The organism is Pauljensenia sp. 20925_1_25 (genome assembly GCF_041433955.1).
In the GTDB taxonomy this organism is placed as follows: domain Bacteria; phylum Actinomycetota; class Actinomycetes; order Actinomycetales; family Actinomycetaceae; genus Pauljensenia.
The window spans coordinates 38,824-52,413 of record NZ_JAPWCL010000014.1 but is presented as its reverse complement, the minus strand read 5'-3'; the positions used below and the strand labels follow the sequence as shown (position 1 = coordinate 52,413).

Annotated in this window: 10 protein-coding genes; 3 read left to right on the top strand and 7 right to left on the bottom strand. The window is 66.4% G+C overall.

What is annotated here, in order from left to right; genetic code table 11:
- Positions 1-141: 141 nt before the first annotated feature.
- The 3 genes from O3932_RS07305 to O3932_RS07295 form a co-directional block, all read right to left on the bottom strand.
- Entirely contained in the window at positions 142-1,632 is a 1,491-nt protein-coding gene (locus tag O3932_RS07305) for a DUF1846 domain-containing protein (protein WP_371537370.1), read from the bottom strand.
- 133 nt (positions 1,633-1,765) lie between these two features.
- A complete protein-coding gene (locus O3932_RS07300) occupies positions 1,766-2,416 on the bottom strand; it encodes a response regulator transcription factor (protein ID WP_009648003.1) in 651 nt (216 codons plus the stop codon).
- Entirely contained in the window at positions 2,413-3,603 is a 1,191-nt protein-coding gene (locus O3932_RS07295) for a PspC domain-containing protein (RefSeq protein ID WP_371537392.1), read from the bottom strand. The genes O3932_RS07300 and O3932_RS07295 overlap by 4 nt, the downstream gene beginning before the upstream one ends.
- A 260-nt stretch (positions 3,604-3,863) precedes the next feature.
- Here O3932_RS07295 and O3932_RS07290 point away from each other — a divergent pair, with 260 nt between their 5' ends.
- Both O3932_RS07290 and O3932_RS07285 read left to right on the top strand, forming a co-directional pair.
- Entirely contained in the window at positions 3,864-5,486 is a 1,623-nt protein-coding gene (locus O3932_RS07290; RefSeq protein ID WP_371537368.1) for a PspC domain-containing protein, read from the top strand.
- A gap of 14 nt (positions 5,487-5,500) precedes the next feature.
- Positions 5,501-6,130, top strand: a complete 630-nt coding sequence (locus O3932_RS07285; protein WP_371537366.1) for a hypothetical protein — start codon at positions 5,501-5,503, stop codon at positions 6,128-6,130.
- 93 nt (positions 6,131-6,223) lie between these two features.
- On the opposite strand, the gene ptsP is transcribed toward O3932_RS07285, so the two are convergent.
- Complete coding sequence (gene ptsP / locus O3932_RS07280; protein WP_371537364.1) at positions 6,224-7,906, bottom strand: phosphoenolpyruvate--protein phosphotransferase; 1,683 nt, start codon at positions 7,904-7,906, stop codon at positions 6,224-6,226.
- Between the two features lie 4 nt (positions 7,907-7,910).
- Positions 7,911-8,177: an HPr family phosphocarrier protein gene (locus tag O3932_RS07275; protein WP_291448706.1), complete on the bottom strand. Its 267-nt coding sequence runs from the start codon at positions 8,175-8,177 to the stop codon at positions 7,911-7,913.
- Positions 8,178-8,457: 280 nt separating this feature from the next.
- On the opposite strand from O3932_RS07275, the gene O3932_RS07270 reads away from it, so the two are divergent.
- Entirely contained in the window at positions 8,458-9,480 is a 1,023-nt protein-coding gene (locus O3932_RS07270) for a LacI family DNA-binding transcriptional regulator (protein WP_371537360.1), read from the top strand.
- A gap of 367 nt (positions 9,481-9,847) precedes the next feature.
- On the opposite strand, the gene O3932_RS07265 is transcribed toward O3932_RS07270, so the two are convergent.
- On the bottom strand, positions 9,848-11,875 hold the full coding sequence (locus tag O3932_RS07265; protein WP_371537358.1) for a sucrose-specific PTS transporter subunit IIBC: 2,028 nt from the start codon (positions 11,873-11,875) through the stop codon (positions 9,848-9,850).
- Between the two features lie 209 nt (positions 11,876-12,084).
- Positions 12,085-13,551 carry a glycoside hydrolase family 32 protein gene (locus O3932_RS07260; RefSeq protein ID WP_371537355.1) on the bottom strand — a complete coding sequence of 489 codons (1,467 nt, stop codon included), beginning with the start codon at positions 13,549-13,551 and terminating at the stop codon, positions 12,085-12,087.
- Positions 13,552-13,590: the final 39 nt, after the last annotated feature.

Sequence of the window (13,590 nt, the reverse complement as noted above, 5' to 3'; positions counted from 1 at the left end):
CACAAGCATGAAAAGCCTTCCATTCCCTGGACTTCAATTTCAATGTCCAAGAAACGGGAGGCAGTTCAAAGGGCGGTTCGCGACGAGGCCGGGGCCTCCCCGCGCTCATACGCGACAGAAACCCCGGCCTCGTCGATGCGATTACTTCTTGCGGTACAGCGACTTCGTCGCGTACACCGGCTCCGTCGTCACCTGAATGCCCAGGGAACGGAAGATGCCCTCGTCCACGGGACCCAGAATGACCGACTCGTGCACATCGCAGTCGCGCAGCGAACTCAGCTTATCCAGGGCACGTCGCGCGTTGTCGTCGCCGTTCGCGCTGACCGCGAGCGCAATGAGGACCTCGTCCGTGTGCAGGCGCGGGTTGCGAGAACCCAGGTCGTGAGTCTTGAGGCGCTGGATCGGCTCGATCGACTGCGGGGCCAAGAGCTGGACCTCGTCGGGCAGGCCCGCGAGCTTCTTGAGCGCGTTGAGCAGCATCGCCGAGGAACAGCCCAGCAGCGCCGAGGTCTTGCCCGTGACGATCTGACCGTCGGGCAGCTCCATCGCGGCGGCGGGCTGACCCGTGGCCTCAGCGAGTTCCAGGGCGGGGCGCACGACCGGACGGTCCATGCGACCCACGCCGACGCGGCTCATCAGCAGGGAGATGCGGGCCGACTGCACCGGCTCACTCATCTCCTTCTTCTCGGTCACGAGGGCCTTGTAGTAGCGGCGGATGATCTCCTGGCGCGACGCCTCCTTGCAGGCCTCGTCGTCGACGATGCAATTGCCAGCCATGTTCACGCCCATATCCGTGGGGCTCTTGTACGGGGAAGCGCCGAGGATCTTCTCGAACAGGCGGCTCAAGACCGGGAAAATCTCTACATCGCGGTTGTAGTTAACCGTCTTGATCCCGTAGGCCTCCAGGTGGAAGGGGTCAATCATGTTGACGTCGTCCAGGTCGGCCGTAGCGGCCTCATAGGCGATGTTCACCGGGTGATCGAGGGGATTGTTCCAGATCGGGAAGGTCTCCCACTTCGCGTATCCCGACTCAATCCCGCGCTTGTGGTCGTGATACAGCTGCGACAGACAGGTCGCCATCTTGCCGGATCCCGGGCCGGGAGCAGTCACAACCACGAGGTCACGGCTGGTCTGAACGTATTCGTTCGCGCCGTAACCCTCGTCCGAGACGATGCGCTCGACGTCCGAGGGGTAGCCGGGAATCGGGAAGTGACGGTAGACGCGGATGCCGAGCTTCTCAAAGCGCTCCTTGACCTCGGCGGCCGCCTTGTTGTCGTCCGTCCACTGGGTGATGACAACGGAGCCGACGTACAGGCCGCGCTCGCGGAACTCGTCGATCTGACGCAGAACCTCGTCGTCGTAGGTGGTTCCCATGTCGGCGCGGACCTTGCGGCGCGCGAAATCCTTGGCGTTGACGGCGACGATGATCTCGACTTCGTCGGCCAGTTCGCGCAGCATACGCACCTTGTTGTCGGGCGTGAAACCGGGCAGAACACGCGAGGCATGCATGTCGTCGATCAGCTTGCCGCCGAACTCCAAATACAGCTTGCCGCCGAATTCACTGCGTCGCTGGGCAATGTGTCGAGACTGCATCTCGACGTACTGATCACTGTCAAAACCGATGCGGTGCATGCGTCCTCCGAGGTCGCGGAAATAAAAGAGGCCGTCCGTGCGGGGCGGTCAGGCGCTGTCACGCTCTCGGGATTCCATTGTAGGCACGCCGGACCAGCGGGCGATGATCGGCGCGTACAAAAGGGGGCTGACCTCACACGATGTGTCGTTGCATGGCCCAGCGGGTCAGCTCATTGCGGTTGGAGAGCTGGAGCTTGCGCAGGACCGAGCTGACGTGCGTCTCGACGGTTTTGATGGAGATGAACAGGTCGTGGGCGACTTCCTTGTACGTATAGCCGCGAGCGATGAGGCGCATGACCTCCTGCTCGCGCGCGGACAGCAGATCCAGCTCAGAGTCGGTCGTCGAGACCTCCCCAGTCCCGAAGGCATCCAGCACGAAACCGGCCAGGCGCGGGCTGAAGGCGGCGTCGCCGGCGGCGACGCGGTTGATTGCCTCGACCAGCTCGGGTGTGGAGATCGACTTAGTGACGTACCCGCGAGCGCCCGCGCGGATGACCTGGACGACGTCCTCGGCGGAGTCTGAGACGGACAGGGCCAGAAAGTGCAGGCCGTCGATGTCGCGGCAGGAGCTGGCGACCTCGGCCCCGCCGCCGCCGTTGCCCCCGGGCAGGTGCACGTCAAGGAGAGCGACGTCGGGGGTCAGGGCGCGGCACGCTGCGATGGCGCCTTCGACGTCGGCGGCGTCACCGACGATCTCAAGGTCGGCCCCGGAGTGTTCGAGTTCGAAGCGCACCCCGGCGCGAACCATGGGGTGATCGTCGATGACAAGGATGCGGATGGTCACTGTGTCCTCCCGGTGGGGGCTGTTTCTTCCAGAATATCGGAGCGCGGCATGCTCAGAGCAATTTCGGTGCCGTGGGCCAGGGTGCGGATTGTGGCGCTTCCCCCGGCCCTGCGCATGCGCCCGACGATGGAGTCGCGCACGCCGTGGCGGTCGGCCGCGATGGTGGCGGGGTCGAAGCCCTCGCCGTTGTCCTTCACGAATGCCTCGACGACGCGGGCGCGCACCTCGACGTAGACGGAGACGGGCGGGGCACCGTGGCGCACGGCGTTCTGGCAGGCCTCGGCCAGAGCCGCGACGAGGGCAAGCTCGCCCGGGCCGGGCCGCATGTCGCCGACGACAACGACGCTGATCGGCACACCATAGCGGCTCTCGACGCCGACAACGGCCTCGGTGACAGCGGCCTCAAGAGAGTCAGCGGCCTGCGCGTGGCCCGTGTACAGCCAGGCGCGCAGCTCGCGTTCCTCGGTCAGGGCGATGGCGCGCACGCGCGCCGGGTCCTCGGCGGAGGCGCGAATCAGAGTCAGCGTCTGGAGCACGGAGTCGTGCAGGTGTGCGGCAATGTCGGCGCGCTCAGCCTCGCGCACCCGCTGCGCCTGGGCCTCGGACAAATCCTTCGTCGTGCGCAGCCACATGGGGACAAGCGCAAAGAGAACACCGGCAACCAGGGCAGCACCAATGAGGCCGCCACGCAGCAGGATGACGGGCGGGTTGTCACGCGAGGCGGCCATGACGACGCCGAGGCTCAGCAGCGCAATACCGCCCACGACCGCGCCGATAAAGCGCACCGAGCGCCAATTGCGCACCTCGCGGCTCTGGCTCCACACCAGAGTGATGCCCGCGACGATCGACACGATGGAACCCATGTCGCTCCACTCAAGGGCGCTCGTCGCGTTCAGGATCGCGCCAAGCACCGCGGCAACCAGCAGAGCCACGCCCGTGACGATCATACGGTTACGCGCGACCTGGGCGGCCCTCTCCTGACGCACACGCACGAGGCCGGGGCTGAGCGTGCCCGCCGCCGAGGCCTCGGGCGAATCCTCGGGGACCGTCACCCACAGCCACAGGTAGGCGACCGCGCCGACGCCGAGAAAGGTCAGGGCGATGAGGCCGCCGCGGATCACCATGACCGGGACGCCCAGGTGCACGGCCAGGCCCGAGCACACGCCCGCCATCCAGGGGGCAGGCATGTCCGGACTGGAGGCTGTCGCGCGCGCAAGCGGGGGCCTGGCGGGCGGTGCCGGAATCGGCGGCGTCCACCCAGGATGCGGGTTGTTGACCGTGCTGCTCACGTGTCCATTGTGGCACGTCCAGGGACGAGGCCGGGGGTACCCCCGGCACAATCAGGGGCGGTTCAGGGGGTCCCCTACTATCGCGAGGGGACCCCCGTTTGGTTGAGTAGTGGTATCCGATCCGAATGTATGCGGATCCCATCGAGAGGAAGTGCACCATGAGTTGGTCAAATGGTCCGTCGGACCAGGGCGGTGCCTACGGACAGCGTCCGCCCCGCAAGCGTTTCTTTGAGTCCATGCGAGCCTCCGGCTGGTACCGAGCCCACCCCCGCGTCATCGGCGGCGTCTGCTCGGGCATCGCTGCACGCAGCGGATGGGACCTGTCGCTCGTGCGAGTCCTCACCGTCATCGCAGCCCTGTGCCTGCCCTTCGTGACGCTCGCCTACGGCCTGGCGTGGCTCCTCCTGCCCGAGGCTCAGGACGGGCGCATCCACGCGGAGGAAACCGCAGAAGGACGCTTCGACATTGCCTTCCTGGGAGGTCTCCTCCTGTGCCTTGTCAGCGTGTCCTCCGTCCTGCCCTCCGTCGGCGTCCTCGGCGGTATTGGCATCGGTCTCGGTGCTGGCTGGCTCGGTTTCCTCGTAGTTTCCGCCTTCGTCGTCGGCCTCATCGCCTTCGTCATCTCGAGCGCGAACAAGTCCGGACAGAACCAGGCCACCGGCTCGGCACCGCAGTACGGCACCCCGAGCACTCCGGGAGGAGCGGGAACGACCGCCCCTTTTGGGCCGACCACCCCGACCGCTAACGTGGAGGGGGACACCATGGGCGGACAGCAGAGCGCCCACGGCTTCCCCACCTACGGGGAACCTGCCGCCAGCACGCAGGCTCACACGCAGGCCGGGCCTCGCCCGGCAGACGCTCGCCCCTCCCAGCCCCACCCGGGCTGGACGCCTCCACCGAGCGCGCCCAAGCCTCGTCGATGGGCCGCGCCCCCTGTGCCGACCCACCGCCCCCGCACCGTTTCCTCGCGCGTCAACATGGCGATTACCGGCCTGCTGATCCTCGTGGCGGCTGCCGTCTTCGCCGGCATTTACATGGTCGACAAGGGTCCCGTCATCCCCTTCATCACAGCGGAAACCGGGGAGCAGACGGTCGCGCGCATCATCGTCATCGGCGGCGGCGTGTGCCTCCTCATCGTCGGACTGTCCCTGGCGGTTGCCGCCCTTCGTGACCGCAGCGCCGGCTGGCTGACCACGCTGTCGATTCTCGGCATCATCGTCGCGCTGCCGACAGCCGCCATCGGCACCGAAGCGACACAGAAGACGATCTCCACGTTCAGTTCCTCGATCAGCAACTCCACGGGCGACAAAACCGTCGATTGGACGGTCACCTCCGTACAGGGCGCGAGTCCCCTGGGCACCGTCACCCTCGACCTGACCGGGGCGCCCGTCGGCACAACCAAGCAGATCACCGTGAGCTGGCAGGCCTGGGAGCACCTGACGATCCAGACGGCGGAGGGTCAGCCCGTCCAGATCGTGTGCCGGTCGAGTATCGGCTCCCTGGTGACGAACATGACGAACGACGGCTGGGCCGCCCCGTTGAAGAACTGCCCGGGCCAGACCGTGTCCTCCCCCTCGTGGGGCGATACGTCGCTCGGGGGGATCACCGTCCTCATCACGGATGACGTGGTCCTTGAGAACCTGACGATCCTGCAGTCCCCCGACACCTCGGGTACGTGGGGTTCCACCCCGACACAGGCGCCCTCGTCTACCCCGACGCCCACCCCGACGCAGTCAGCGTCCCCCTCGTCCACTCCCGCCTACACCACTCCGGGCAACTGAGGAAGGAAACGACCATGACTACCCCCAACAACGACGCGACCAGCGAGTTCACCGGGATCGATGTCACCTCGCGCTACCCCGAACTGGATGTGACGAGCACGCTGCCCACGACCCCGGAACCGACCCTGGAGATGCCCTCCACTGATCCGCTCGCGATCTTCCACGAGGAGGAGGGGGCCACTGCATCTGGGAGTCGCACAGCCTTCGATCCGGCGTTCACGGGTGAGACGACGGCGCCTGCGGCTGCTACGTCCCCCGGGGCCTCCCAGCCCGAGGCCGGGGCTGGTTCGCGCTCACAGGACCCCTCGGGGGCACACTCCGGGGCGACGGGAACGGGGCCGGGCGCTTCGGGCGCACAGACGTGGAGCGCACCCGCCTGGCCCGTCAACTATCACGACCTGCCCGAGGCACCCAGCAGGGGTGTGCGCGTCGGCGCGTTCGTCTGGGCGCTCCTCGTGTGTATGGTCGGCGCGTTCCTGATCGCCGAAGCCTACATTACGACCTTCAACCTGCCTGTTCTCGGCATCAGTGCCGTCGCGGCCCTCGGCGTCATCCTGATTCTGACCGCGATCTTCTCCGGTCGTTCAAAGAAGTCTCGTGGCAGCCAGTCCACGAGTGCCGCCGACGCGATCCGTACGCAGTAGCTCACGCGCCGCTCAGCGGCGTTGCATAAGGGGTGGGTCCGGGAACCATCGGTTCCCGGACCCACCCCTTATTCTATGGCGTAGCGCCGCAGATCAGAGCAGATCCAGCATGGCCGGAGCGACCAGCTTCAGGACGTTCTCACGGCCTTCCTTCGCGTTGGGAGCGTCCACCGCGAAAGCAGCCATCTGCTGGCAGGTCGCCAGGTCGTGCATGCGCAGGGCCGCACGAACCGCGTTGACCTTGGAGGGTGCCATCGACAGAGAAGCGACACCCAGGCCCGTGAGGACCAGTGCCAGCAGCGGGTCGCCGCCAGCCTCGCCGCACACGCCGATCGGCTTGCCCGTCGCACGACCACCATTGCAGGCGGTACGGATCATCTCCAGGACGGCCGGCTGCCACGGGTTGAGCAGAGTCGCCAGGTTGCCATCCAGGCGGTCCGCCGCCATCGTGTACTGCGTCAGGTCGTTCGTGCCGATGGAGGCGAAGTCCACGATCGACAGGAGCTGCTCGGCGCGCAGGGCTGCCGCGGGCACCTCGATCATGATGCCGACCTTCGGCAGGCCGTAGCCGCGCGCCTTGTCAGCGAACCACTTAGCTTCGCTGGCGGTAGCAACCATGGGGGCCATGACCCACAGCTCTGCACCGGTCGCCTTGTAGGCGGCCGCAAGGGCCTGCAGCTGCGTGTCGATGAGATCCTCACGCCTCTGGCACAGGCGCAGGCCACGCACACCTAGGGCGGGGTTCTCCTCGGCACCCAGATCCGCGAAACTCAGCGGCTTATCCGCACCCGCATCCAGGGTACGCACGACGACGCGACGGTCACCGAAGGCCTGCAGGACCTTCGTGTAGGTGTCCGTCTGCTCCTCCAGGGAGGGAGCGTCCGCGCGTTCCAGGAACAGGAACTCAGTACGGAACAGGCCAGAACCCTCCAGGTCCACCTTGGAAGCCTTGAGCGCGTCATCGACCGTGCCAATGTTGGCCAGGAGCTTCACGGGGTAGCCATCGAACGTCGCACCCTTACCGGTCGAGCCGGCCAGCGCCTGCGCACGACGCAGCGAACGCTCCTTGAGCAGGGAAACCTCGTTCTCGGTAGGAGCAATGATGACCTCGCCGACGCCGCCGTCGAGGGCCAGCATCGTGCCCTCCTCGACATTCATAATTCCCTCGGCCTTGACGATCGCGGGAATACCCAGCTGAGCAGCCAGAATCGCAGTGTGCGACGTAGGGCCACCGACCTCGGTAATGATGCCCAGAACGGTCTCCGGGTTCAGCGTCGCGGTCTCGGCGGGAGCCAGGTCGCGAGCCACCAGGATAACTGTCCCCTCAAACGCGGGAACGCCCGGCTCGGGCAGACCACGCAGCTCGCAGATCGCACGGTCACGCACGTCGTACAGGTCGGTCGCGCGCTCCGCCATGTAGCCGCCCAGGCCGCGCAGCATCTGCGCGTAGTCCTCGACCGCGTCATGGACGGCCTGCGTCAGACCCAGGCCCTTCTTGAGCTTCTTATCGACAGCCTTAGCCAGACCGCGGTCGCCCGCGAGCTGAGCCGTGGCCTTCAGGATTGCCTTCGTCTCTTCCGGCGCCTTTGCCGCGCGCTCACTCAGGCGCGAGGAAACAGCCGCGAGCGCCTCACGGACACGCGCGCCGTCGGCTGCAGCATCAACGCTGCCCGGCTCCGACGTGTCAACGCCGGGCGCAGGCTGGACGATCGCGGCGGGCGCAGCAGCGGTACCGGCGGAAACACCGATACCGTGCAGAACGTCGTGCGTCGCCATCAGCTCACTCCTGATCGAGATCGCGCGAGAGCAGCGCGACGAGCGAGTCGAGCACCTCGCCCGCGCCGTCGTCCTCGGTGGACAGGGTGACAACGTCGCCGTGCTTGGCACCCAGCGTCATGATCTCGAGGAGCGACGCAGCGTCCGCCTCCTCGCCATCAAACGCAATGGTGACCTCGACGCCGGAGTCATCCACGGCCTCGGCGAGGACGGAAGCGGGGCGTGCATGAAGGCCAACAGAGGAACCAATTGCAACGGTGCGGGAAATCATAGTCGTTCCTTTCGAATGCGGGCATGTCCATCGTGAGACACGGGGACCCGTACGGCCCATACTATGACGTAGTGCACTGATTTGAAAACTCGATTTCACCACGCGGCCAGATGGGATGAATCACCCTCATAAATGCCAACAAACCATCCGTCACGCTCCCCCGTACCCCGCACTACCGAGCGCCGCCCACGGAACACGCCACGGCCTCGTCCGTGAAACGTCAGGCCCACGGCGCGCTCACCGACTAGACTGGAGAGGTATCAACGAAAGGAAAGCGAGCATGAGTTCCCGCGAACCTACGCTGGCCGACGTCGCCCAGCTCGCCGGCGTTAGCCCGACGACCGTCTCGCGAGTCCTCAACAACCGGGGTTACCTATCAGAAAAGACCAAGCGCGGAGTCGCCGACGCCATCGCCACCCTGGGCTACCGCCCCAACTCACTGGCGCGCGCCCTCCACGGCAAGAGCACCCAGACCGTGGGCCTCATCGTGCCCGCCGTCTCCCTCCCGTTCTTCGGCGAGCTGGCCGTCGAGGTCGAAAACGCGCTGGCTGAGGCCGGATACCGCATCCTCATCTGTAATTCGATGGGCCGAGCCGAGCGCGAACGCGAATACCTCTCCCTGCTCGTGGGTAACCGCGTCGACGGCATTATCTCCGGCGCACACAACGAGGGACTCAACGAATACGACACGATCCGTATGCCCCTGGTCACCATCGACCGCGAACTCAGCCCATCGATCCCCAACGTGCGCTGCGCGAACCGCGACGCAGGTGCCATGGCCACACGCGCCCTCATCGAGGCAGGCCGACGCCATCCGCTCCTCCTGACCTCCCGCTCAGGACCGCGCAACCTGCGCGAGGCCGGCTACCGCGCCGAGGTCGAGCGCGCCGGACTCGAACCCCGAATCGTCACGGTTCCCTTCGACACCCCGATCCCGCAGCGCTTCGCGCTCGTGCAGGGCAGCCTCGACGAGGCGCGCGCCCAGGCTCCCATTGACGGAGTCTTCGCCACCGACGACCTGGCCGCCGCCGAAGTCCTCGAGTGGGCGCGCTCCCGCAACCTGTCCGTACCCCGCGACCTGTCCGTCATCGGCTTCGACGGCACTGAAACGATGCGCCGCGCCCTGCCTCACCTAGCAACTATCCGTCAACCCATCGAGCAGATTGCCCGCGCGGCTGTCGACATCCTCCTCGGGCAAATGAGGGGTACGCTCCCCCGTCCCATCGACGAGGCCGGGGATAATTCCTCTCCGACGCTCGAGTTTGCGGGCACGCTGGTTCAGGGGCGTTCCCTCAGCCTATAGCTCGCATTCCGGTCTTCGTGCCACGGCAACAGACCCACACCGCCTGTCACCATCTTCCGCGTGTCCATCGCGCCCCAGCTGGGGCGCTCCCTCTCTCCATGAGCCGTTTCGGCCTCGCGGTGACGGAACCTCTCCCGTATCTTCATCGCCTTCCGCGTATGAGGCCATCGACTGGCACGCCCACGTTCCTGCACATGGGTCCCTCTTCCGCACGTGGGCCTGCTATTCCGCACGTGGGCACCCCCGCCCACGTTCAGATCAGCCGGTTAACGTGCGGAAGAGGCGGTTACCAGCGACAACAAACAACGGGTGGGCGGCACCAGCGCGATGCTGGTGCCGCCCACCCGAGGAGTCACTCCGAAGAGGCTCAGGCCTCCTTGGGAGCCACCGTCACAACCGTGTCAGAGATTCCAACCGGGCCGGGAGCGGCGGGGGTGACCTCGCCGAACTTCTTCTTGTTCGTCACGACCATCGGGGTGATGGTGTCGTAGCCGGCCTCGCGGATGACGTCCCAATCGACCTCAGCCAGGACATCGCCACGCTTCACGATGTCGCCCTTCGAGACGCGGGGCGTGAAGCCCTTGCCGTCCAGCTTGACCGTGTCCATACCGATGTGGATAAGGATCTGGACGCCGGAGGCGGACTTGAGGCCGTAGGCGTGGCCGGTCGGGTAGGCGACCGTCACCTTGCCGTCGCAGGGGGCGACGACGACCGCGTGAGCGGCGGGGGAGATCGCGATTCCGGGGCCGAGTGCGCCGGCGGAGAAGGCCTCATCATTGACGTCCGAGAGCGCAACCAGCTCACCTGCCATGGGGGAGGTCAGCGTCAGGTCAGCCTTGGCCTCGTCGCTGAAAGACGGGGCGGGGGCAGCCTCAGTGGCCGGTGCGGCAGCGGCAGCCGGGGCAGCGGCGGCGGGGGCAGCAACCGCAGCGGCGGTCACGGGAGCGGCAGCCTGAGCGGCGGGCGCACGGCCCTCCATGTCAGCCTTGCCGCGCGTCATGGCGTAGGCGAAGGTGAAGCCGAAGGACAGGACGAACACGAGGATCTCGAGGGCGAGGTACGCGGGGATCGACTTGGGCACGATCGACACGAAGCCGACGAAGCCGGCGGCACCCAGGGCCTGGCCGCGCACGTTCAGCAGAGCGACGCCAGCGGAGCCGATGGCGGCTGCGGCCATGGCGCAGAAGAAGGGCCAGCGCAGGCGCAGGTTGACACCGAAGATCGCGGGCTCGGTGATACCGAAGACGGCGGATGCACCACCGGCACCGGCCAGGCCCTTGAGCTTGGCGTCGCGGGTCTTGAAGAAGATGGCCAGAGCGGCCGCGCCCTGTGCAACGTTCGCCATGGAGGCGACGGGGAAGATGAAGTCACCGACGCCGCCGTTAACAGGCAGCAGCGGGATTTCGATGGCGGGGAAGGACTGGTGCAGACCGGTGACCACGATGGGGCTGTAGACGAAACCGAAGAGCAGACCGCCGAACACGCCGAGCGTCGTGTACGTCCAGTTGATGCCCCAGGTCAGGTACTCGGCGACCACGCGGGTGACGGGGCCGATGATCGTGAAGGCCAGGAAGCCGGTGACCAGCATCGTGATGAGCGGGGTGAGCAGGAAGTCTGCGGTACCCTTGAGGACCTTGTGCAGGTTCTTCTCGATGAGGCACATGACGTAAGTGACGGCCAGGGTGGGGATAACCTGCGCCTGGTAGCCGATCTTGGCGACGTCCATGCCGAAGATGTGCCAGTAGCTAACCGTTTGCTCACCGGCCAGCGCCGCGCCCGTGTTCCAGGCGTTGAGCAGGTCGGAGGACACCATGGCCGCACCGATTGCGGCACCCAGGTAGACGTTGCCACCGAAGCGCTTGGCGGCGGAGAAGCCGACGAGCACGGGCAGGGAGGCGAAGGCGGCGGAGGAGACCATGTTGATCAGGGCCGCGTAATCAGAGATCGCCGGGTACATGGCGGTGAGGGACTTCTCGCCGAACAGGCCCTCAGCGGTCATGACGTTGTTGATGGCCATCATCAGACCGCCGGCGACCAGCGCCGGGAGGATCGGTACGAAGATGTCGGCGATCATCTTAATGAAACGCGAGAAGAGGTTGCCGCCCTTTTCGGCTTCCTCCTTGGCCTCATCCTTGGAGACCTCGCGCACGCCATGGTCGGAAACCATGTGAGCGTAAACCTGGTCGACGTCGCCGGGGCCGACGATGATCTGGAACATGCCGCCGGCAGCGAACGTGCCCTTCAGATCTTCGTTGTCGTCGAGAGCCTGCTGATTGATCTTGGACTGATCCGCGATCACCAGACGGAGACGTGTCGCGCAGTGAGCTGCTGCGCTGATGTTGGAGGCACCGCCGACTGCTTCGACGACCTCCCCTGCCACCTTGGCATGATCCATTGCTGACCACATTCCTTTCTGAAAAACCCACGCAGTACGTCATTGTCCGCATCGTACTGGGCAGTGTGTAGCAATCGATTGACATAGTAGAGCGCGGAACCTTACTTAGCAAGGTGATGAGAAAAAATCTCACGCCCGGGCACTGAGACTCCCGACACATAGGACGAGGCCGTGGCCACCACGCAGCCACGGCCTCGTCTTTGGGTCGCTCAGTCGGCGCGCACGGCGCTCACATTCGTCACGGAGGCGGCACCCGAGAGCGTCACTCCGGCACCCTCCCCCTGCAGGAAGGTGCGGGTCGTGAAGACGCGGGAGCCGTCACCCAAGTAGATCTCGGTGATGGAGCGGTCGTGGAGGATCTCCACGCGGCTGGCCTCCCCCGCATCCAGGGTGACGATGCGGCGGCCACCGTGGGGGTAGCGCGTGCCCGACAGGTCGACGGTCAGGCGCCCCTCCTCCAGAGTGATCGACAGGCCAGAATCGGAGCCGATGCGAACGGACAGTGCCCCCTCGTAGGAGGCGTCGAAGGCTAGGCGCCACGAACGCGACCCCACCAGCTCGGCAACGCGAGCACCGGCCTCGTCCGTTGGTGCGCCCTCGAGGGTGGCGGGCGCGAGGGGCAGGCCCGGCAGGTACGGGCGGGCGATGACGCGTCCGCTGCGCAGGGTCAGGGCGCGCGGGGCAGTGAAGCAGTGCACCCAGCCGCCGGTCTCGATGGAGGGCTGGTCGTCCTCGCCGGCGTTGCCCGCCCAGCCGAAGAGGAGCGTCGGTGCGCCCGAGTCAGAAGAAGCGGAGCGGGCCATGATCTGGGGCGCGTAGAACTCGGTGCCACGGTCGAGTTCCTCGAAGGAACCGTCGGCGCCCCGCAGCTCGGTCCCGACGAGCTCGCCGACGATGGCGATGCACGGGAAGACATTCTCGAAGCCCTCGCGCTCCGGCGAAATGCCCTGCGGGCAGATGATGAGGACGTCGCGCGCCTCACCCGTCTCTTCGTCGACGAGGCGCACCAGGTTGGGACACTCCCACATGTAGCCGAAGGCATCGAACGCGCCGCCGGCGTCCGGGAAGGTCATCTCCCCCTCGCACTCCCACGTGCGCAGATCCGAGGAGCGGTAGAGCAGGGCCGCGCCCGTGAGGTTCTCGCGCTGGACGCCGAGCAGCATCCGATAGGATCCGTCCACATCGCGCCACACCTGCGGGTCGCGGAAGTGAGCGGTGTAGCCCTCGGGCTGGCGGGCGATGACCGGGGGCACCAGCTTCTTAAAGTGCTCCATGTCGGTCGAGGTGACGACGCACTGGGTGGCCTCGCGCTCCCCCGTCTCGGGGTCCTTGTAGTTGCCGGTGTACCACAGCTCGACGTGGTCGCCGACCTCAATCGCGGTGCCCGAGTAGGCACCGTTCGCGTCCTGGTGAGTGTCGGGCAGGATCGCGGGAGCGTGGTAGTCCCAGCGGGTCAGGTCACGCGAGGTGGCGTGGCCCCAGTAGACGAGCTTGCGCGGGTGCTCGGGCGTGTACTGGAAGAAGACGTGGTACGTCCCGCCAACCTCAATGAGGCCGTTCGGGTCGTTCAGTCGGCCCACCGGGGGCGCGACGTGGAAGAGCGGGTAGTCGGGATCGTGAGGGGCGCGCGACGAGGCCTCGGCAGCGAGGGCGGACGCGAGAAAATCTTCGGCCATGACCACAAGGTAACATCCTCGCATAGACGAACGCGCGGG